The 22,229-nt window shown below is 40.4% G+C and carries 21 protein-coding genes; 9 read left to right on the forward strand and 12 right to left on the reverse strand.

What is annotated here, in order from left to right:
- The first annotated feature begins 52 nt into the window (after nt 1-52).
- The 7 genes from AB4153_RS04505 to AB4153_RS04535 all read left to right on the forward strand — a co-directional run bounded on the left by AB4153_RS04505 (nt 53) and on the right by AB4153_RS04535 (nt 6,179).
- Complete coding sequence (locus AB4153_RS04505; protein ID WP_248955658.1) at nt 53-1,537, forward strand: RNA polymerase factor sigma-54; 1,485 nt, start codon at nt 53-55, stop codon at nt 1,535-1,537.
- A gap of 24 nt (nt 1,538-1,561) precedes the next feature.
- Nucleotides 1,562-1,849, forward strand: coding sequence for a ribosome hibernation promoting factor (gene hpf, locus AB4153_RS04510; protein WP_102528030.1), 288 nt, complete (start codon nt 1,562-1,564; stop codon nt 1,847-1,849).
- 2 nt (nt 1,850-1,851) lie between these two features.
- Nucleotides 1,852-2,295 (forward strand): PTS IIA-like nitrogen regulatory protein PtsN, encoded by a 444-nt coding sequence (gene ptsN, locus AB4153_RS04515; RefSeq protein WP_102528031.1) that lies wholly within the window; start codon nt 1,852-1,854, stop codon nt 2,293-2,295.
- Nucleotides 2,292-3,137: an RNase adapter RapZ gene (gene rapZ / locus AB4153_RS04520; RefSeq protein ID WP_248955659.1), complete on the forward strand. Its 846-nt coding sequence runs from the start codon at nt 2,292-2,294 to the stop codon at nt 3,135-3,137. The genes ptsN and rapZ overlap by 4 nt, the downstream gene beginning before the upstream one ends.
- 8 nt (nt 3,138-3,145) lie before the next feature.
- On the forward strand, nt 3,146-3,418 hold the full coding sequence (locus tag AB4153_RS04525; protein WP_102528050.1) for an HPr family phosphocarrier protein: 273 nt from the start codon (nt 3,146-3,148) through the stop codon (nt 3,416-3,418).
- Nucleotides 3,419-3,695: 277 nt separating this feature from the next.
- Entirely contained in the window at nt 3,696-5,057 is a 1,362-nt protein-coding gene (gene mgtE, locus AB4153_RS04530; RefSeq protein ID WP_102528033.1) for a magnesium transporter, read from the forward strand.
- Nucleotides 5,058-5,885: 828 nt separating this feature from the next.
- Nucleotides 5,886-6,179, forward strand: coding sequence for a transposase (locus AB4153_RS04535; RefSeq protein WP_371996508.1), 294 nt, complete (start codon nt 5,886-5,888; stop codon nt 6,177-6,179).
- A gap of 1,393 nt (nt 6,180-7,572) precedes the next feature.
- On the opposite strand, the gene AB4153_RS04540 is transcribed toward AB4153_RS04535, so the two are convergent.
- Nucleotides 7,573-8,172 (reverse strand): hypothetical protein, encoded by a 600-nt coding sequence (locus AB4153_RS04540; protein ID WP_102528035.1) that lies wholly within the window; start codon nt 8,170-8,172, stop codon nt 7,573-7,575.
- Between the two features lie 203 nt (nt 8,173-8,375).
- Between AB4153_RS04540 and ubiD the strand changes: the two genes are divergently transcribed.
- Together ubiD and fre are read left to right on the forward strand one after the other, a co-directional pair.
- On the forward strand, nt 8,376-9,857 hold the full coding sequence (gene ubiD, locus AB4153_RS04545) for a 4-hydroxy-3-polyprenylbenzoate decarboxylase (protein WP_303517009.1): 1,482 nt from the start codon (nt 8,376-8,378) through the stop codon (nt 9,855-9,857).
- An 87-nt stretch (nt 9,858-9,944) separates the two neighbouring features.
- Entirely contained in the window at nt 9,945-10,643 is a 699-nt protein-coding gene (gene fre, locus AB4153_RS04550) for an NAD(P)H-flavin reductase (protein WP_102528037.1), read from the forward strand.
- Nucleotides 10,644-10,751: 108 nt separating this feature from the next.
- Here the strand turns inward: fre and AB4153_RS04555 are convergent, their stop codons facing one another.
- From AB4153_RS04555 to AB4153_RS04605, 11 genes are all read right to left on the reverse strand, one after another.
- Nucleotides 10,752-12,029, reverse strand: a complete 1,278-nt coding sequence (locus tag AB4153_RS04555; protein WP_248957033.1) for a winged helix-turn-helix domain-containing protein — start codon at nt 12,027-12,029, stop codon at nt 10,752-10,754.
- A gap of 220 nt (nt 12,030-12,249) precedes the next feature.
- Entirely contained in the window at nt 12,250-13,071 is an 822-nt protein-coding gene (locus AB4153_RS04560) for an ABC transporter permease (protein WP_102528039.1), read from the reverse strand.
- 9 nt (nt 13,072-13,080) lie between these two features.
- Nucleotides 13,081-13,983: an ABC transporter ATP-binding protein gene (locus tag AB4153_RS04565; protein ID WP_102528040.1), complete on the reverse strand. Its 903-nt coding sequence runs from the start codon at nt 13,981-13,983 to the stop codon at nt 13,081-13,083.
- A 6-nt stretch (nt 13,984-13,989) separates the two neighbouring features.
- The gene (nosD, locus tag AB4153_RS04570; protein ID WP_371996511.1) at nt 13,990-15,372 is read right to left on the reverse strand and encodes a nitrous oxide reductase family maturation protein NosD; all 1,383 of its coding nucleotides are present in this window, start codon (nt 15,370-15,372) and stop codon (nt 13,990-13,992) included.
- A gap of 110 nt (nt 15,373-15,482) precedes the next feature.
- A complete protein-coding gene (locus AB4153_RS04575; protein WP_102528042.1) occupies nt 15,483-15,986 on the reverse strand; it encodes a nitrous oxide reductase accessory protein NosL in 504 nt (167 codons plus the stop codon).
- 99 nt (nt 15,987-16,085) lie between these two features.
- Nucleotides 16,086-17,033: an NrfD/PsrC family molybdoenzyme membrane anchor subunit gene (gene nrfD / locus AB4153_RS04580; RefSeq protein ID WP_102528043.1), complete on the reverse strand. Its 948-nt coding sequence runs from the start codon at nt 17,031-17,033 to the stop codon at nt 16,086-16,088.
- A gap of 1 nt (nt 17,034) precedes the next feature.
- Complete coding sequence (locus AB4153_RS04585) at nt 17,035-17,742, reverse strand: 4Fe-4S dicluster domain-containing protein (RefSeq protein ID WP_102475886.1); 708 nt, start codon at nt 17,740-17,742, stop codon at nt 17,035-17,037.
- A 67-nt stretch (nt 17,743-17,809) separates the two neighbouring features.
- The gene (locus tag AB4153_RS04590) at nt 17,810-18,550 is read right to left on the reverse strand and encodes a nitrite reductase (protein ID WP_371996513.1); all 741 of its coding nucleotides are present in this window, start codon (nt 18,548-18,550) and stop codon (nt 17,810-17,812) included.
- Nucleotides 18,551-18,626: 76 nt separating this feature from the next.
- Nucleotides 18,627-19,400: an FKBP-type peptidyl-prolyl cis-trans isomerase gene (locus AB4153_RS04595; protein ID WP_371996514.1), complete on the reverse strand. Its 774-nt coding sequence runs from the start codon at nt 19,398-19,400 to the stop codon at nt 18,627-18,629.
- A 74-nt stretch (nt 19,401-19,474) separates the two neighbouring features.
- Nucleotides 19,475-19,906, reverse strand: coding sequence for a rhodanese-like domain-containing protein (locus tag AB4153_RS04600; RefSeq protein WP_102440243.1), 432 nt, complete (start codon nt 19,904-19,906; stop codon nt 19,475-19,477).
- Nucleotides 19,907-19,991: 85 nt separating this feature from the next.
- Nucleotides 19,992-22,019, reverse strand: coding sequence for a cytochrome C (locus AB4153_RS04605; protein ID WP_303517013.1), 2,028 nt, complete (start codon nt 22,017-22,019; stop codon nt 19,992-19,994).
- Nucleotides 22,020-22,229: the final 210 nt, after the last annotated feature.

Genomic DNA, 22,229 nt, shown 5'->3' on the forward strand with positions numbered 1-22,229 from the left:
CCCACACAATTGTTAGTCGCGATGATGAAACTCAATTAGGGATAAGCGGTAAATGAAAGCCTCACTCCAACTCAAAATGGGTCAACACCTGACTATGACCCCACAGTTGCAACAAGCCATTCGCTTATTGCAACTTTCCTCATTGGAGCTACAGCAAGAAATTCAACAAGCACTTGACTCAAATCCACTCCTTGAGCTCGAAGATGAGTTTGCTAAAGCAAAAGAACCTGTAAAAGAAAACGCCCAGCAAACCGATACTGATTTTAGTGATAACAGCCAAGTGACTGTTGAAAAAGACACCTCAACCGTAGACACCACTGAATCGTTAACCAAAGAATCCATGCCAGACGAATTACCAATGGATACCACATGGGATGAAGTTTACACAGCATCACCAAGTTCAGGTTCTGGCGCAGTGGCTCGTGATGACGATATGCCTTTTCAGGGTGAAACCACAGAAGGCTTATATGAGCATTTAGAGTGGCAAAAAAATCTCACCCCTTTTTCTGAAAACGATCTGGTAATTGCTACGGCGATTATCGATGCCGTTGATGAACGTGGTTACTTAACCCAAACAACTGAAGACATATTGCAAGCTTTAGGCCTAGAAGATATTGAACTCGATGAAGTTGAAGCTGTACTCAAACGAGTACAGCATTTTGATCCTGTAGGCGTTGCAGCAAGAGATTTAAGCGAATGCTTGATGATTCAGCTGGGCCAATACCCTAGTGAAATACCTTGTATCGATAACGTTAAGCTACTGATTGCAGAACACCTAGACTTAATTGCAGGCCGCGACTTTAGATTATTAATGCGTAAAACCAAGCTTAAAGAAGATGATTTACGCGAAGCGATTCAATTTATTCAAACGCTTAACCCACGTCCAGGGTTACAGATCACTCCTATTAAAGATGAATATGTCATTCCAGATGTGACAGTGTTTAAAAAGAGTGGCCGTTGGGTCGTTGAGTTAAATCCAGATAACATGCCAAAAATTGGTGTGAATCAGCAATATGCAGCAATGGCAAAAGGCTCAGCAAACCAATCAGACAGCCAATTTATCCGTGGTCATTTGCAAGAAGCAAAATGGTTTATCAAAAGTATTGAAAGCCGCAATGAAACCTTATTAAAAGTGGCTAATTGTATTGTGCAATTTCAACAAGGCTTTTTTGAGTTTGGCGAAGAAGCAATGAAGCCAATGGTACTTAATGACATTGCTGAAGCCGTTGAAATGCATGAATCAACCATTTCGCGTGTCACGACACAAAAGTATATGCACACCCCTAGGGGACTTTTTGAACTAAAATATTTCTTTTCAAGCCATGTGAGTACTGATGATGGCGGAGAGTGTTCTTCTACTGCAATTCGCGCATTTATTAAAAAGCTTGTTGCGGCAGAAAACCAGCAAAAGCCACTTAGCGATAGTAAAATGGCGACGCTATTGGCAGAACAAGGGATCAATGTTGCTCGGCGTACGATCGCCAAATATCGTGAAGCAATGCTCATCCCTCCCTCAAACCAACGCAAAAGCCTATAAGCCTTTGTTATTGGAGGATGATATATGCAAATTAACCTGACTGGGCACCATGTGGAAATTACTCAATCTTTACGTGAGTATGTACAAACTAAGTTTTCAAAGCTTGAACGACACTTCGAACAGATCAATAATGTTCACGTTGTGCTCAATGTTCAAAAGCTGCAACAAATTGCAGAGGCAAAATTACACCTCAAAGGAGGTGAAGTTTTTGCGGTATCACAGAACGCTGATATGTATGTTGCAATTGACGCCCTGATCGACAAATTAGATCGTCAGGTAATTAAACACAAAGAGAAGTTAATTAAACACTAACGATGGAACTTCGCACCATTCTGCAGCCGGCGTGCACTACCTGCGCCACGCCGGGCAGTAAGAAAAAAGTACTGGAACTTATCAGCGATTTAATGGCTGCCCAGTACCCAACCCTATCTTCACAGGCTATTTTTGAAAGTTTAATAGCCCGTGAAAAAATGGGTAGTACAGGTATAGGAAATGGCATTGCGATTCCTCATGGTCGATTAACTGATATCGAAGAACCGATAGCAATTTTGATCAAGTGTGAAGAAGGCATTGAGTTTGATGCTATCGACAAGAAACCCGTGGATATATTATTTGCGCTGTTAGTTCCTTCTGATCAATGCCAACAGCATTTAAGTACGCTGTCGAGTATGGCTGAAAAACTGAGCGATAAATTAATCCTTAAGCGACTTCGAAAGAGTCATGACGCTACAGAACTTTATCAGGTTATAACTGCATGAAACTTGTCATCGTATCAGGACGATCAGGCTCAGGTAAATCAGTAGCACTAAGGGTATTAGAAGATTTAGGTTATTACTGTGTTGATAACCTACCTTTACCACTTATTGGTAGTTTACTTGAACAGCTCAAAGGCAATAACGACCTTGTCGCGATTAGCGTCGACGTTCGTAATATTGAAGAGCAAGGCAAAGTGCTAGAAGAGCAGATAGCCTTACTTTCTGACGATACGACCATCATTAGTCTATTTTTAAATTCTAATGATCAAGTGCTGTTAAAGCGCTACAGTGAAACCCGCCGTTTACACCCTCTGTCAAAAAACCAAATTTCACTGCAAGAAGCGATTCAATTAGAAGGCCGTTTACTCGAGCCTATCGCTAAAATGGTCGATCACTACATTGATACTTCACAGCTAACGATTTATGACTTAAGCGATCAAGTCAGACAAATCTTAATGGGTAGCATTGATAAAGAATTAGTGATCCACTTTGAATCTTTTGGTTTCAAACATGGTATGCCTACTGAAGCTGACTTTATGTTTGATGTACGCTTTTTACCAAATCCTCATTGGGAAACTGAGTTACGACCTCTAACAGGTCTCGATTTACCCGTGCAGGAATTCTTAGGTAGACAGCCTTTGGTGAATAAATTCATTTGGCAAATTGAAAACTTGTTCGAAACTTGGATGCCACACCTTGAGCGTAACAACCGTAGCTACCTAACGATCGCGATTGGTTGTACTGGTGGTCAGCACCGCTCAGTTTATATTGCCGATCAACTAACAAAACGCTTTTCTAATACTAAGCATCAAGTCAGTGCCCGCCATAGAGAACTCAAACTGTGACAACTGAATTGAGTATCTCGAAAGATATCACCATCAGTAACAAACTTGGACTCCATGCAAGAGCTGCCACTAAACTGGCCATACTAGCCACTGAGTTTGAAGCAAGCATAACCCTCATTCAAGGTGAAAAGCAGGCTAGCGCTGCCAGTGTATTAGGCTTATTAATGCTAGAAAGTGGCATAGGTAAAGTCATCACCGTCAAAGCACAAGGCGCTGATGCTCAACTCGCTTTAGATGCGGTATGTAAATTGATCAATGACAAGTTTGATGAAGAAAGCTAATCTCGACATTAATCACCAGTGTTGATATCAAACCCGTTGTAATCTCAATTGCCTCAGTCAACCCCAACGGTATACAAACTCTCTATTTATAATTATTCCTACCCTTTCTCCAGTTAATTCCCTTCAAGTTTGTTTTGTTCGCTATACTGTTTAAAGTCAAACAAAAATCAATAAAGCGCTTAATTTTTATGCAGTAACTTGACGACGCTTAGAAACTGCTTCTCCCTTTCCACCCTGTTAAGTTAATATTGGCAATCGAATTTTTGAGGAGTGGCGAATGAGTATCGAAGTAATCGACAGCGAGCTTACCGAACAGCGCCTAAATCAGCTGACTCAAGCTTTGGGCAGCGGTATGTTTGTCCATGTTAGAAACATGCTCCATGATATGGCAGCATCAGATGTCGCCCTCATCCTTGAATCTTCTCCACCTAAAACTCGTCAAGTTCTATGGCAACTCATTGACCAAGAGCAAGCGGGTGATATTTTAGAAGATCTTGGTGAAGAACTTAAAGATTCGCTCATCAGCGGTATGACACCCGAAAAAGTTGCGCAAGCTACCTCTGGCATGGATACCGATGACTTAGCCTATATCTTAAGAAGCCTTCCTGATGCAGTATATAAAAAAGTACTGCAATCAATGAGCAGCCAAGATCGTCACCGTGTAGAGCAAGCATTGTTATACCCTGACGACACCGCTGGCAGTATCATGAACACCGATACCGTCACCCTCAGACCAGACGTTAATATTGATGTAGTATTACGCTACCTTCGCCAGCGCGGGAATTTACCCGATACGACAGATACCTTGTATGTCGTTGATCGAAACGATCATGTATTGGGCGGAGTTCGCTTAGCCGACTTGCTCACTTGTAATCCGAGCGAAACGATCCGAACCATTATGGATCCTGAGCTTGAAAGTATCCCTGTGGCAATGCCTGATAATGAAGTCGCGCAATTATTCGAACGCCATGACTGGATTTCAGCCCCTGTCGTAGATGAAGAACAAAAGCTGTTAGGTCGTATCACCATTGATGACGTGGTGGATGTTATTCGTGAAGACGCCGAACACTCCATGATGGGGATGGCTGGTATGGATGATGACGAAGATACCTTCGGCCCCGTCATGAAAAGTACCTTCAGACGCTCTCTATGGCTCACGATTAACTTATTTGCTGCGTTACTTGCTGCATCAGTAAGTAACATGTTTGAAGGCACCTTAGAGCAGTTTGCCACCATTGCTATTTTAATGACCATTGTGCCAAGTATGGGCGGTGTTGCGGGTAACCAAACATTAGCGCTGGTTATACGTGGTATTGCGCTAGGCCATATTGGTCAAAGTAACTCCCGTTGGCTTATCGGTAAAGAATTAGCCATTGGTTTCCTTAACGGGATCATGTGGTCTGTACTGGTATTTTTTGCGGTATGGCTCTGGAAAGATGACATGGCATTAGGCGGCTTAATTGGCGGGGCCATGCTAATCAATATGACTGTCGCAGGCTTGGCTGGTGCAAGTATCCCGTTGATACTTAAAAAACTCAACATCGATCCAGCACTTGCAGGTGGCATGGTACTGACAACCGTCACTGATGTGATTGGCTTATTTGCATTCTTAGGGCTTGCAACAATATTCCTCATGTAATCAGTTACTTAATATAAAAGTGTAAGTAAAAAATCCCACCATCGCTAGCCTCATCATACGAGGCTAGAACATCTATCCTAAGCTAATGAATAATATAAACAGCCAAACCCCTGCAGTTTACGAGCCTTTTACTCTATACATATTGGCTATCTTAAAGTTCAAACTCTCAAACGCAGATTTCACATAACAACTTCAGACATTAATTCATACAAACCTACTTAGCTATACCTATGATTTATAAGCACTTAAAGCAGTCATTTTTGTAACTTTTATATAATTTATCAATGAAATCTAGAACCACTGTTCCCGCTTATATTGCTAATTTACCTTCTTAGCTAGACGATCAAATTTCTGACACAAACTTAAGGTAAAATCCTTGCTGACAACACTGGTTATTATTCTTTACCAATTACACGCAACTTTGCACCAGATCAGACATTTTGCACCAATAAGGGGCGACCTTATATTTTAGAGTTATCACTTTAAAAAATTAAACTACTGTTTTTAAATGAAAAAATATTTATCACAAAATTGGCACAAGTATTCCATATAGATATATACCACCTTAGGGGTAGTTTGATATTTGACCAATTTCACCCCAAAAGACCCATTTGGAGCAACAGTGAAGACACAAAATATGATAAAGGAGAAAAACATGGAGCATCTAAAAGTTATCTTTGAGCAATGCCAATACCAATGGAACTTTTTTCATCATCTTGGTTTTAGCTGTTGGGATGTGGATAACAATATCAAGTCATAGAGTTATCGGCTTAAGTAATAAATTGAATACGAATAGTAACAGCATCAAGTTAAGTAGTAGGTAGTGTTATGACAGCAATAAACAGAACTTATACAACCGAGCTTAAACAGCAAGTGATCATGGAAGTTCAACAGCAAAACCGGTTAATTTCGGATGTTGCAAAACAGTACAGTGTGTCTGCTAAAACCATTTATCAATGGGTGAGAAAGAAAGACCAGAGACTTAGCGCTACTATGAACAAAAGTGCCACCATGAACAAAAGCGCCACCATGAACAAAAGTGCCATCACTGCTGAAATAGCGAACTTACAACGTAAGCTGTCTCAACTAAACCAGCAACTGGTTGCAATCAATAGTAATTAGTTCGTAGCCAGTAATGAATATAAATAAGTGAACACAATAAAAATATTGGTTCATTAGCAGTTCCGGCAAGAATAGTGGCTTTAGCTTTCGCCCCCATCGAAGGTTAAGCAGTTAGATAATAACAGTCACTCTTCTTGTCAATTTAAAAGTGAGAATTTGAGTAAATGAGTGAGTGGTTTGTCTCAAAAGATCATTAGCGGTTCAGGCAAGAAAAGTGGCTTTAGCTTTCGTCCCCCAACGAAGATTAAGCAGTTAGATAATAACAGTCACTCTTCTTGTCAATTTTACAGTGAGAATTTGAGTAAATGAGTGAGTGGTTTATCTCAAAAGATCATTAGCGGTTCAGGCAAGAAAAGTGGCTTTAGTTTTCGTCCCCCAGCGAAGGTTAAGCAGTTAGATAATAACAGTCACTTCTCTTGTCAATTTTACAGTGAGAATTTGAGTAAATGAGTAAGTGGTTTGCCTCAAAAGATCATTAGCGGTTCAGGCAAGAAAAGTGGCTTTAGCTTTCGTCCCCCATCGAAGGTTAAGCAGTTAGATAATAACAGTCACTTCTCTTGTCAATTTTACAGTGAGAATTTGAGCAAATGAGTGAGTGGTTTGTCTTAAAATTTCAATAGCGGTTCAGGCAAGAAAAGTGGCTTTAGCTTTCGTCCCCCATCGAAGGTTAAGCAGTTAGATAATAACAGCCACTTCTCTTGTCAATTTTACAGTGAGAATTTGAGCAAATGAATGAGTGGTTTGTCTTAAAATGTCATTAGCGGTTCAGGCAAGAAAAGTGGCTTTAATATTCGTCCCCCAGCGAATATTAGGCAGTTATGATTAGCTGATAACAGTCACTCTTCTTGTCAATTTTATAATGTTTTATTGAACAACTAAGTTAAGCGAGTTACTCAATAATCATTAGCAGTTTCGGCAAGATAAGTTGTTTAGCTTTCGATCCCCAGCGAGAGTTAAAACTAGCAACATATCTTGTCAATTTATTATGCTGGATCTAGTGGTAATTAAGGTTAGGTTCACAGCGTAAAGTGCTACGACAAACTTGCTTGACTTCTCATCAGCGAAAGCGATTGGGAAGGGATAATAAAAATATAATGACAGGCAAGTTTGTCAGTTCATTCTTAATAATTGCTGTTGTGCCCCCATAAACAACAGCGGCTATTTTGAAGTACGTTACAGGGAATAAAAATAATAATATGTAACGATAAAATGTCGTAAGACAATGCAACAACAAAAGCCCTAATGAAATGGATTCATTAGGGCTTTTACCTTTCTATTCAATGGTACTTTTAATGACAGCTCGAATAACATCTGCATCTCACCATTTTTAAGTTAAAAACATACTGTCACAGGTACTGGTGATCATATTGTTCAGAATTAGCAGAATAAGAGCTTATTGACTCACTGCCAGATAACGCTCTGTAGACCAATCAAAATAGTACTCTTTACCATCCCATTGATAAAAAGTCTGACCATCGCGCTGAATTACTCGCGCATTTTCTGGTAGCTGAGTCAGTCCTTTGGCATATTCAATACTAGTCGTAGTACGCTTAGGCGCTTCGATCGGCGTCGCTTTTTGAACGTAATTGCTGCGCGGTCTATTATTCATATATCGATCACGGTAATAACGATCATAATAATCGTATCGATATGGGGAACGCCAACCATTATAGCCCCAGCGGTTATGCCATCGATTATTCCAACCGCTACTCCAACCAATACCAACGCTTGGGCCCCAATAGTTGTTATAACCTACACCCCATCTCACTGACGATCCTGAATGGCGAGAGTACCGATCGTTTACATGCTTACCTGTCGAATAACTTGTAGCGTGCCGCGAATGTTCATCTGCAGCCACTTTAGAGAGCTGATGATGAGTATATACTTCAGCATTAGTAGCACTTGAATACACAGTTAGTAAAAGAGGCGTGAGTATTATTAAACCGTAAAGCCTACGGTGCAAAAGCTCTCGGTCATCATGTTTATCAGTCATACTATTACTCCTTAGTTTCTTCAGTTCATTCCCACTTACCTGACAATTGGGTTCAAACAAAAACTCACATGAAGAAACGGGCAAACTTTACTCATTTCAGTTTACCTCAAAATTCCGTCCTACTAATAATCTTGGCTTAACCCAATATTATAAAAATGCTATAGTGCGCCCCAAAGAGCGATTAACAATAGAGTGAATAAGCCATGAGTTTTAAGGATTTACGTAGCTTTATCGATCACCTAGAAACCAACGGTGAACTGAAACGTATTAGTTATCCTGTTGATCCCAATCTAGAAATGACAGAAATTGCCGATCGTGTATTACGATCTGGTGGTCCAGCCCTGCTTTTTGAAAACCCAACAGATAACAGCATGCCAGTACTAGTTAACCTGTTTGGTACACCTAAACGTGTGGCCATGGCATTGGGTAAAGAAGATCCATTAGCGCTGCGTGAAGTCGGTGAATTGCTGGCGTTTTTAAAAGAGCCAGAACCACCTAGTGGCTTTAAAGACGCGATTGCTAAAATCCCTAAATTCAAGCAAGCCTTGAACATGCCGCCTAAAACCGTGCGTAACCCTCCATGTCAGGAAGTGGTTATTACCGGTGACGATGTGGATTTAACCAAATTACCAGTTCAACACTGCTGGCCTGGGGATATCGCTCCATTAGTAACATGGGGCCTGACCATCACTAAAGGGCCACGTCAGAAACGCCAAAACCTAGGTATTTATCGCCAGCAACTACTCGGTAAAAATAAGCTTATTATGCGCTGGCTTGACCATCGTGGTGGCGCGTTAGACTTTAAAGATTTTAAAGAAAAACACCCAGGTGAGCGCTACCCTGTTGTTGTAGCTCTAGGCGCAGATCCTGTGACCATTCTAGGCGCCGTTACTCCTGTACCAGATTCAATGAGTGAGTATGCCTTTGCCGGCCTATTGCGCGGTGAACGCACTGAAGTCTGTAAAGCATTAAGTTGCGACTTAGAAGTCCCCGCTACCAGCGAAATCATTTTAGAAGGTTATATTGACCCAGAAGAAATGGCTGAAGAAGGTCCTTATGGTGATCACACAGGCTACTATAACGAAACAGACAAGTTCCCAGTCTTTACTGTCACCCATATGACCCAACGTAAAGATGCTATTTATCACAGCACCTACACAGGTCGTCCACCTGATGAACCTGCGATGCTCGGGGTTGCACTGAACGAAGTATTCGTGCCAATTTTGCGCAAGCAATACCCTGAAATAATCGACTTCTACTTGCCGCCAGAGGGCTGCTCGTACCGTATGGCTGTGATTTCGATTCGTAAGCAATATGCAGGTCATGCTAAACGCGTGATGATGGGCGCTTGGTCATTCTTACGTCAGTTTATGTACACTAAGTTCATCATCATTGTAGATGAAGACGTGAACTGCCGCGATTGGCAAGATGTCATTTGGGCTATTACTACCCGTATGGACCCAACCCGTGACACTGTGATGGTAGATAACACCCCAATCGATTACTTAGATTTCGCTTCACCAGTGGCTGGATTAGGCTCAAAAATGGGCTTAGATGCCACTAATAAGTGGCCTGGTGAAACTGACAGAGAATGGGGTACGCCGATAGTCATGGACACCAAAGTGAAAGAAAAGATTGATCATATTTGGGAAGAATTAGGTATTGATGACACTCCAACGCTATAATGGTGATCTATATCACACTAGCTTGACCTAGAACCCACATATAAAAAGAAAATAACCCTTCTCAGAAAGGGTCACAAAGGACGTTAGATGAACACCATTCGCTGTAAAGTTGAAAAAGTCACCGCGTTTAATGACGCAGTTTTTCAGGTATTTCTTAAGCCTGAAGCGGCTTTTGAGTTCCAAGCTGGGCAATACTTATCGATCGTGATGGGAGAAAAAGACAAACGTCCTTTCTCAATAGCATCTGCACCAAATGCAGAACTGCTTGAGCTGCATATCGGCGCTGCTGTTTCTGAAAGCTACCCAATGCAAGTGGTAGAGCGTCTAAAAAATGATGAATACATAGACATTGAAGCCCCAGCAGGTAATGCTTTTTTACGCGTTGAAAGCCAACGTCCACGTATTATGGTAGCTGGTGGTACAGGTTTCTCTTACATCAAAAGCATCATTGAAAATCAAATCGCGTTAGGTCAAACAGTAGCAACTCAATTCTATTGGGGCTGCCGCACTGAAGATGCAATGTACTATCAAGCGATTGCCCGTCAATGGCACGCTGATCACAACTGGTTAGAGTTTGTGCCTGTTGTCGAAGAAGCACCTGCTAACTGGAATGGCAAACAAGCCAATTTGCTTGAGCAAATTAAGCAAGACTATGTCAGCTTAGTGGGTTACGACATCTACATTGCAGGCCGTTTTGATATGGTTGGTGCAGCACGTGAAGTCTTTCGTGAAATGGGCGTTGATGAAGCTCACCTTTATGGTGATGCCTTCGCATTTATCAAATAAGCCTAATTGATTTACCCATTAAAAAGCCGACTATTTTAGTCGGCTTTTTGTTTACCCCCATTATTTCTTCGCACTAAAACTCAATTATTCAGTACGCTAAACTAATGGCTAGAATTGTACTTTCTCATATTTAGACCAAGCTACAAGTCCATCCATAAAAGGGAATATCCATACAGCGGTATTCTCAGTGGAATGCACTCTAAAGAAAATCAATTCGGTTTCTTGAATATCCATTCGACGGATTTCACGGTAAAAGCGCATTGCTGACGGGGTAACGAAGTCTGGCTTAATAAACTCTTTTTGAGCTATTTTGCTATAGAAAACGTCAACCTCATAATCGCCAATGGTTTGTTCATATTGATTAAACGTACCACGGGTTTTCCATTTAATTGGCGTCGTGCTGCAATCTTCGTCAGTGATGCAGGTCGTAGTATAGATTTGGCCACTCTTTTCACCGTCATAGACAAGTGAGAGACTAAAATCACCACGGATAAGCTTCTCACCTGCTGCGGGAAAATACACGTCAGCATGGTAATGATGCTCGATAATATTGCCAACGCTATCTTTTGGGATCAGCACTCGATTAAATCGAATACGTTCTTCCATTTTTTTAGTTAACGGTACAAATTCACGCATATTCAAGCCAGCAGGCTCTGGAGATAGCGCATTGATATTGATAATCCCAACGCCATTACAATCATCTAATGCATAACCAGGACAAGCAGCAAATGAGTAATTGTTTCCATTGGTCAATGCGAAAGCGCTAAAGCCCTTGAGTCCAAGCACAACATTACTTTCAGGCGCAATATGTTTTTGCCATTTCGACTCATGCAACTGATCTGTATCATCTTTATATAATAAGGTTGCGCTTTCTTTTACACCACCAATATTGAGTTCGACTTGCTTGTCGCTGCTCCAAAATGCGGTATTTTTTAGGACTTTATGGTACTCACATTGATACCAAGCAAGAATGATTAATCCAATAACAAATAACGCTCCAGCAATTTTGACCATCACGCTGACATCTAAAAAAGCAGCTCTAATCGTACCGGAGTCAGTTAAAGAAACCATTTTCACATGACTGCGTTCATCAATATGAAGCTGGTAGCCACGTCTTGCGACAGCTTTTAAATGAATTTCAGAAAAAGGCTCTAATTTACGGCGTAATGTACTAATACATTGAGTTAATGAGGTAGGCGCAACCACCCTATCAGGCCATCCTTCCGCCAATAGGTGCTCTTTTGTCCAGATTTCTTCGCTATTATCTAATAGTTTAATTAATACTGCATTTTCAGAAAAAGTCAGACTGGTTTTCTCATCATTAAGATGATTAATCAGCTGCTTGGCTGAAGTATCGAGTGTTAAATATGAAGTAATTTTTAGCACTGCCTGCACCTAAAGTTTTACTATTGAGTCAATTGAAATCACATGAATCATAATTCATATCTTATCAAAAATATGTGATTGCCGACTCAGTCTTAAAATATTTTAAAATCAGATAATACAAACACTTATATAGATATACTTCAAAATATATTTTTGTTAATTACTGCTATTAACATTGTGAATGAATAACCATTTCATTCTCTAAAATTAAGCATTGCAGTTAAAATATTTTTCGATGAAATAAACTTTGTGAAATCAACATCATTACCCCAACCCATATTGTTAATGCGATATACAAGTTAGACAGAGGAAATTGAACTAACGACGATAAACTACTGCTAGTATCTTGTTGAGGGGCAGCAACTAACATCAGAGCGCGGAAAATGTCACTTGGATTAAGCAGTATCATTACCTGTAAAAGTTGACTAGAAAGCTCCACAGTTTCCGCTACCATAAGTGTGAGTAAAATAAGGTCGTAAACCAATACAACCGCTACCCAAATAAACAATAAAATAGCAATGGCTTTAGCTTTTTCAGCCACCTGCAAACTCACCACATAACCCACTAATACAAAGCACATACTCAGTAAAATACTGCTAAACACTAAATGACAGAACAACGGCAACAATAATGACAATTCAGTGCCAGTAAACACATGAATAAGTGCAGCTGTTAATCCAAAAGAAAATACAATAGTGCAAGCTAGCACAGTGATATGGCCAACAAACTTACCTAATAATATCTGACTGCGGCTTAAAGGGTATGACAATAGCAACAGCAAGGTACCAGACTCTTCTTCACCAATAAAACTGTCATAACTCAACAAAATAGCCGTTAATGGTAAAATAAATACTCCAATGGAACTTAGACTGGCCATTAACATTGGCAGCTCTGGAACAGCTAACTCACCCGTGACAACTGAACCTGAAAATGAAATTATTAAGGATAAACTAGTTAATATCAGACCGATAAACACCACCCAACGATTACGAAAGTTGTCTTTAATTTCTTTACTGGCGATGGTTAAAATAGGTGTAAACATCATAATTCCTCAAGCAACGTTTTGCTGACGGTTATTCATGCAGTGATGATAAATATCACTTAAACCAGGTTCTTCAATAGAGAAGTTATAAACGCCACAATGCTGCGTGAGATACTGCATGACTCTTGGCTTATCTACCTGATGAATCAATAATTGATTATTCACAGCCAATGTATTTAAAAACTCATCCTCTGCTATCGCTTGATTAATTTCCTCTCCTTTAAACAACACTTTTAAGTCTGTTAATTGGCGCAACGTCTCTACACAGCCAGAGGCTAATTCCATGCCGTTAGCCATAATAAAAGCACGATCAATATTATCTTCAACAACTGCCAACTCATGGGTACACACTACAATGGCGCAACCTTGGCGTTTGAGTTCATCAATCTTTTGATACATAAACAGTGAGGCCTGTGGATCAAGTCCAACTGTAGGTTCATCAAGTAATAAAATATCAGGAGATGACAATATTGCTTGGGCAAAACCTAGACGCTGCTTCATGCCTTTTGAATAGCTTTTAACCGGATTATCTTGCGCATGCTCAAGGCCAAACTCTTCCAGTACTTGTAGAACTTTTGATTTATCAATCCGCTTTAACGCGGCAAAATAATTCAACACCTCTTTGCCGGTGAGCTTTTCATATAAACTGATATTTTCAGGTAGGTAACCTAGATTGATCTGACGGCGATCTTTCTCATGAGTCACCGTTTTACCCATCATGGTAATTTGGCCCGATGTGGGTTTTACTATGCCTAACAGCATTTTTATCAGGCTAGATTTACCTGCACCATTGTGCCCTAGCAATGCTAACGTTTCCCCCGCATGTACCTGTAAACTGATCTTATCGACGGCAGTAAATTCACCGTACTGTTTAATGAGGTTCTGAACCTGAATAACTGAATTTCTTGGCATAAAAACCTACTTATTTAACGAATGCTCAGAAGGCTGAGTTGTTGAAACTATTTTTGAATTTACATATGGATAATCTGCTAGTTCAGCGGCATAACCAATACTGGAATTTGCAGCCGGACTCATCATTGGAAAACTATCCATCACACCTGCTTCCGGCATAATTTGAAATTGCTGCTGAGTCCAGCGCAGCAAAGAAGCCACAGGACTTTTCAATAAAAAATGCGCTTCAGGATAAAGCCAATACAAACGATCTAAATGATCGCTTGGCTGATAAGCTTGCTCGCTAAACCCATCACCTGTTCGATCCCAACCGATAAAACCGCTCCAATAATTACCTTGTTCTTTATGACTCCATTCAACAATCGTATCGCCGACATACTTCACATGAGCTTGATTATTAATAAACTGGTTACGATATATTTGATTGCCTTCGCCGCCCATCGCCATATAAATACCAATTTCGCTATTAGCAAATTCATTGTTATAAACACGGTTATCACGGGCGCCATAAATGAACATGCTTTTACCTTCATCGCCCGTTGGCATTTTAGGGTTTGCATTAACGATATTATTCACATGATTGGCATGAACGTCTGAGTCATTGGTCATGTTTAGCAACACACCAAATATCGCAGCACCATTAACTTGATTATGATGTAGATTAATCCGCTTAGAGTTCATTAATGCGTAACCACCATCGACTTTTGTGGCTGCATTATTAAAGGCTTCGTCATCTTCGGTATACATGTAATGAATACCGTATTGCTGCTTAGAAAATTGATTATTGGTGACTAAACTGTGTTTACCTGATTCTAGATACACGCCATCTCTTACATCTTTAATAACATTGCCATTGATAACAGCATGATCCACACGTTTTAGATAAATACCATCGCCTCTATCCAATACAAAGCGTTCAGCATCGCCGCTAATCAGGTTGTGAGAAATTTCAATATGCTGAGTATTATCGGCGCGTATGCCAAAACCATCGCCTGTGAGTACATTGTCTGTGATGACAATGTTAGTCATGCCATCATTAATCAATATGCCTGCATTCAGTTCATATTGATCGTCTCCCCAGTTGAGAATATTTAATTGCTTAATATTGACGTCATTACTGGCAATCGTGATGGCGCTACCTTGACCTTGAGCATCAATAATTGACCTGGGATGACCGATTAATGTGAGGGGCTTATTAATAATCGCATTACCAAGATAAGTTTTATTACTCAAAGTAATGCTGTCATGGGCACTTGCTTCGTCAATAATCTCTTGCAATAAAACAGATTTGACTAGTGGATTAACATCTATTTCCATTGAATCAGCAAGCGTAATAGGTGCAGTAAATACACCAATAATCCACCACCAAATCAATACAAATTTACCCATGGAGTTTCTCACTTTCATCTAACCAATTATCTGAATTTGCTTAGCTAATGACTTTCAGTAAATTAAAAACATTAATACTTTACCAAGCTAACACCTTTGTTTTTATAGGCTTAATGATGGCTCATATTCTCGCCTAATAATTCAATGGTAATGTCGTCAAACTTCAATACAGCCCCACCAAACTCACGGGCAAAATCTTGCGCTGCTTGTTTAGTACTAAATGAGGCTACAGCCGGGCCCATCACCGCTTGTCGACTGGTGCCATAAACATATGTCGCAGTTTTACCGTCAATAAAGAATTCATCTTTGGGATTATCCCAGTCTGTTTTGGCCATATCATGCACCCAAACTTGGTTCACCTGACGGGTATTTTCTGGTTGTAATAAAAAGCTGAACAGATCGCGTGTCGAACAAAAAGAAGGGTTTACTTCAACGTTTTTTAAGCTCAATTGCCCCTTAGGACCAGGGTACTTTGTGATCATCATGCCGCACATATGACAACGATCATGCTCATGTATGGCATGGCTGTGACCACTCGCCTCTGCGCCAACCTTGTCTGGAGTACAGGCAAATAACAATGGCACTAGTAGTAATAACGATAGGATTTTTTTCATTTAAATTTCCAACTCAACACGAGCTCTACAAAGTAAAAAGAATCACCCTTAAAAATGACTAAGGGAAGACATATGCGCTTAAGGGTGATTCTGGCAACACTAAATTGCGTATGTTTGTCCTGCATACAGGATAAACATGCGTAAACACATCATGCCGCTAATGGCACAAAATCCTGATAAGTAAAATGCTTTAGCTGAATGGCTAAAGGTTTTACCTGTGGCGAAGTTAAGCAAGATAGGCCCTAAGAACCCAACACCTACAACACCAATCCAGAATAGATTTGCCCATACACCAGCGGTAAATGCTTCAAAAGCTGATTGCGCACCAGCATTACCCGTTGCAAGCGACATTGCGATCATGCAGATAAACAAAATTTCAGCAATCATGATTGGCCATTCAGCCCCATGAAGGATTTTAAGTTCACTGCTGTGCATGTCTTCTTTGAACAAGAATACCGACAACATTTTTGATGCTGCCGCACCTGCTGAGACACCTGACGCTATAAATAGCGCTGGTAAAACTGCAGTATTAATCAGTGGGAAGCGGATCAACGCTGAAATCAAGAAACCGGTATAAGCACATACAGATGCCGCTAAAATTAATACAGTCACTTCACAAGGTTTGCGAACTGGTTTAAGCATATTAATAATAGGTAGCAAGAAACTTAATGCTGGAATCGATTTGATTTCATCTTCAAAGGCATAAAGACACAACACTGCCGTAAGTGGGATGTACACACATAAAGCGATAACCCCTACTGACATCACAGATGTGAAGTTGTAGAACACCAAGATACGCCAGAAGAACAATGGGTTGGTTAAGTCTAAAACCAGACATAACATACCCAGTGCAATCGTCACAAACGAGATTAAGCTGGCAGCTTTATACAGTGGGGTAGTTTCAGTTTGGCCTTTAAAAAAGCGAATTGCTAAAGCAACCACTAAAGAACCACCTGAAATACCGGCTAAGAAAAGGTAAACAGCAATTGGCCAAGGCCATGCAACCCCTTCAGATAGCCCCATGGTAAACTCCATTGAACCGTCCATCTTATACCCCCAACTTAACAACTGGAATGTAACGAAGGCTTGGTTCAGTACCAAATTGAGGCTTCATACGCACAGAGTCTTTCACCGCTAATAATTTATTAACGTATGAGGTTGGATCGTTTGCATCACCAAAGATCAACGCATCATATTTACACTGTTGTACACAAGCTGGTAACTCACCTTTTGATAATTTGCTGTTTAAACAGAAATCGCAATTATCAGCCACATCAGTTTCTTCATTAATAAAACGTGCATTGTATGGGCAGGCGCCAATACAGTATTTACAACCTGCACATTTACTTGCGTCCATGGTGACGATCCCTGTTTTAGGATCTTTATGTGCCGCACCTGTAGGACATACACTGACACATGGCGCGTTTTTACATTGCTGACAAGAAACACGTACAAACTTACGTTCGCAGTTACACTCTTCTTTGCCACAATGTGGACATGCTTGCCCTTCAACACCGCCAGATTGATGTTCCATCAACATTCTTGATTTGCCGTCAGGTAAGTTATTCGCGACATTACATGCCTCTTTACACTCACCACAACCGACACATTTATTTTGATCAAACACCATAACGTAATGAGGTTTGTTAGCATCTTCGTTGTCATCTTTAACTGAAGTACAGCCCATAGGGCCCAGAATTAAAGAAGCAGCTCCAATACCTTTTAGAAACCTCCGTCTTTCTATATTTTCACTCACAACATCCTCCCTAGTGCAGCTATCGCTGACTGGTATTTATTGGTTCGCTGCAAATTCAAATGACGAATCATCGACTCAATTCATCTAATTTAAATTCGGCTTTCATAATTGCGTTATTAATAGATTGTCTATTAAAAGATTGAGTTTGATTGGTCAGTAAGATGCGCCAGTGATCTATCGCGTCAACATATTCACCCTTAAGGTAAGCATCTGTTGCGAGTAGCAATCTGGTATTAAGCTCATCACGTTGAAAACTCAACGCTGTATCAATGACCATTTTGGTCTCAGGTAAAAACTGACGACTATCTCGGTAATACATTGATGTCGCTTTTATGCCTAATAACTCAGCATCAGCACCCACTAGCTCAATTAACTGATCTAGCGTCGTCACAGAGTCAGCATATAAACCGCCTTCTGCAAATGATTGTGCTAACGAAATAAGCGCTAATTCATTTTGTGGTTGTTGCTGAACTTGATCTCGCCCTTTAGTAATACTGGCTGCAATCAAGTAATCCACCGATTCATCTACCTGACCTTTATCCCAACCTTGGAAATGTCCTCCACTGGCATATATAGATAACGAAAAAATCAATACAGCGACTGACATCCATAATGGACTTTGATAAGAACCAGCAAGCTTAAATTCATCATATTTAAGGCAATGCTCGCCATTGTTACCGTCAGCCACTTTATTGGCTTGTTTCATCACAGTGCTGCTCAAATTACGGTTATATACACTGTGATGAATCCAGAAGAGTCCGATAAATATACTCAGACATACTGCTATACCTAAGGCCAGAATATTCATAAGCGTCTCTTCTTTCTTGAATTTAATTAATGAGTTATCACCAAACGTTCAATGACAACTTGTTGTTAGTAAAAGCTTAGTGAGAGCCCATCATGCCGTTCATGCCCATACCTGTTAGGCCCATACCTTTTGCGTTTTCACTCGGCGCTTCAGATTTAACTAATTCCACTTCAAAAATTAATGCGGTATCACCAGGAATATCACCAGCACCGTCTTTGCCATACGCTAGCTCAGATGGAATGGCAAAACGAAAGGTTGAGCCTTCAGGCATCAAGCGTAAACCCTCTTCCCAACCAGCAATGGCTGTCAGTAATGCAAAACGAACTGGATCTGTCGTTTCATCAAATACAGTCCCATCAACTAATGTGCCTTTGTACTTCACCGTTACCACATCTTCAGGGTTAGGTTTTTTGCCTTCACCCATTTTTATCACTTCATACTGCAAGCCAGAACCCGTCACCTTAACGCCATCTTTCGCTTTGTTTTCAACTAAGAAAGCATCACTGGCTTTTTTACTTTCAAGGGCAATTTGTTGCATTTTTTGGCTACTCAATAAATTAAGTAGTTCACTTCGATCGTTTAAGTAAGTCAGCACATCTTCATCAGACATTTTTTGTTCATTCTTAAGCGCATCAATCACACCATCAATCACCAATTGAACATTAATTTGAGCGCCAAGCTCTGTTTGGTTATAAATTTGGCTTGATAGGTAATTACCAATAGAAGCGCCCATGCTGTAAGACTGTTTTTCAACATCGCTTTCTACATTTTGAGCAGCAAAACTGCCTACTGATAAAACCAATGTCATACACGTTGCAATGGCTAAGGTACTTTTCTTTAATAATTTCATTTGGCACTCTCTCTTGGAAAATAGATTGACCCAGCGACAACACATCATCAGGTCTTAAATAGGTAATAAAATGGTTAAGGTAATTCTGTTACTCTTCCTGACAATCGCCAGCCGTAAATTCCATCGGCCATATGTCTAACCCCTGTGTAACCTAGTTTTACTGTTTCTCGTGCAGCCATCGCACTTGAAGTACATAAAGTGTTAGCACAGTAGAACACCATCACCGCATCCTTATTTTTTGGAAGTAACTTTTTCCAGTTCTTCACGTTGAAGTACACCGCACCAGGGATAAACCCTTCAGCCCATAACTCCAATGTGTTTACATCAAAAAAATAAACATCTTCATTGCCCACTAACGACTCAGCTTCACGCATTGAAATCGGATTAAGCTGAATGTCATTAATAGGAATTGGAATGAGATCCCCACCCGCACCAGCAAACACTTGTGCTTGCACTGCGACGAACAACGATACTGAAATCAAAATCTTGCTAAGTAGTTTTTTCATGGTTTTCTCTCAAAATATCTCGGCATCGGCTGACGCCGAGTTATTAAAAAATGGCTACTCACATACGTGAGTAGCCATTAGGGTTTTACATTTTTTTACCATTAATAATGGCTTGAGCTTGAGTCACGTAAGTGAGTGCTGCATCAATACGTTTATGGGTATAACGCGCACCATGGACACCCCAAGAACCATCTTTTTCAAGCAGCGTCACTGCATCTTGTGCTTTATCAGCCAATAGAAGAACTTGTGATTTATCTTCAACAGATAACTTAGTCACTTCTAATAATTGGTCGATAGTGTCAAGAGCGCCGACAACTTGAGCGTAAGTTTCTTTGATAGGCGTTTGGAACTTCATCACTTCACCGTAGATCTCTTGTTGATCTTCGTAGTGTAGGCTTGGATCAAGTTCTGATTGGAACTGACTGTGACAACCTTTACCATTAACGACATTATCATCAGAGATAGCAGTACGAGCACAAGACCACATTAAATCTAAGTAGTTATTACCATTAGCATTCTTCGCAACAGTCCAACCTTTCACAGTAGATTCACGAGGTTTGCCTTCTGGTGGGTTCAATGTCTTCTGAGTTGGGTCGATTTCAATCTTCCACATGTGCGACTTACGAACCGCGTCGAAACCAGCTTGATCAGGGAACTGCATTGCGGTGAAGTTTTCACAACTGCCCATGTTAGGCATGTGACAACTTGTACAGCTTTGGTCGCTATGAGTCTTAGTGTTTGCTGCGATTTCAGCTTGCGCTGCGTGACAGTCAGAACACTCTTTCTTCATTTTCGGTTTGGTATAACCAGACTTCCAATCGTTGCTTGTAACTTCATGTGGATCATGACAAGTCGCACAACGCATGCCTTTTTCATAATGCATAGAAGCGAACATTTGCGAACCTTCAGTACCACATGATGGACATGCAGACTTCATTTTCACACCAAAAGCATACTCAAGTTTATCTTGGCCTTCTTCTGTATCAGCTAGCTCATCAACGAAGTTAAAACGTTGGTGACAACGTTCACAATTCGAAGGCATTCCGCCGCCATTACCACCATCGAGATGACCACCTGCTCCGTGACATTCTTCACAAGCAATACCTTTAGAAATGGTATGTTCTTGTAGTTTTTTAGGGTCACCTAAAGCAGCTAAGTATTCATCTTTAGTTTCGAAGTCGAACTTGAAGCTATGACACACTTCACAGTAAGAGCTTGCAGGTTGGAACAACATTTCTTTTTCATACTTCGCACCGTATGAGCTCATGCCCACTTGGTGAGAACCACTTAAACCAAATGCTTTACCATCGTTAGTTTCAGGAAATTCTGGGATAACTGCGTTAATTTTGGCAGCCATTTCAGGTGTTAACCATTCAGCCCAACCACGTGAGAATTGGTTACCACCAGCGACCATTTTACCGCTGCCATCTCTCAATAAGCCGTCACGAATATGGTAAGTACCACGGACTAACCATGCATCAATGAAGCCGTATTTAGTACGTGGTGTACCCACAGTTGCGTAGATCATGTCAGGCGTAATACCATCAGCCAAAATAGAGGTATCTTTGGTGTTGTACATGGTCTTGTTCAAATCGTTATCCACTTCTGGATGTTCACCAGGGAAACGAATTGTTTTAGAGTGACGAGAACGATTCCATGCTTCGTATTGGACAGCATGACATTCACCACATTTTTCAGGTCCAACAAACTTGTTTGGGTAATCAAGAATTGATTTAGCACCTAAACGATATTGGACAGCGCTTGGACGACCCACACGTTTGCTATATTTAGGGCTATTACCTGTATCTAAATACTCTTCACCACGATCACTAATGTGGTAATCACCCACTAAGTTACCTTCTTCATGGTATTTAAATACTGGATGGTTCTGGAATAAATAATCAAAAAGTTCTTGTTCTTGAACAATATAATCTTGTAGCGTTTTAACGCCTTTTGATTCTTCATCTCCATTTGGATTTGAAATAACTTTCTGTGCTGTCTTACCCATTTCTGGCAAACTATTATACTTGCCACCAGCAGCTGTTGCATTGCCAACAATGCCAAGACAAACTAGCACACTTAGTGCTGCTATCTTGTATTTAGCCTGTTTCATTGTCCCACTCCTAATCATCATTATTTTATATGTTGCAGTCGAACCTGGCAGTTCAGCTAGCGATATAATTAATTTGAGCAAGACTAAGTTTAAAGATAAAAACCAATGATTTGTTGAGCTAGATCACATCATAAAACGCCTCAGACCTAACAAAACCTAAAAACAATATTAACCAATAAAAACAACAATATAATTATATTTTTATTTTAT

The organism is Shewanella sp. 10N.286.52.E4 (assembly GCF_041468785.1).
Classification (GTDB): domain Bacteria; phylum Pseudomonadota; class Gammaproteobacteria; order Enterobacterales; family Shewanellaceae; genus Shewanella; species Shewanella electrodiphila.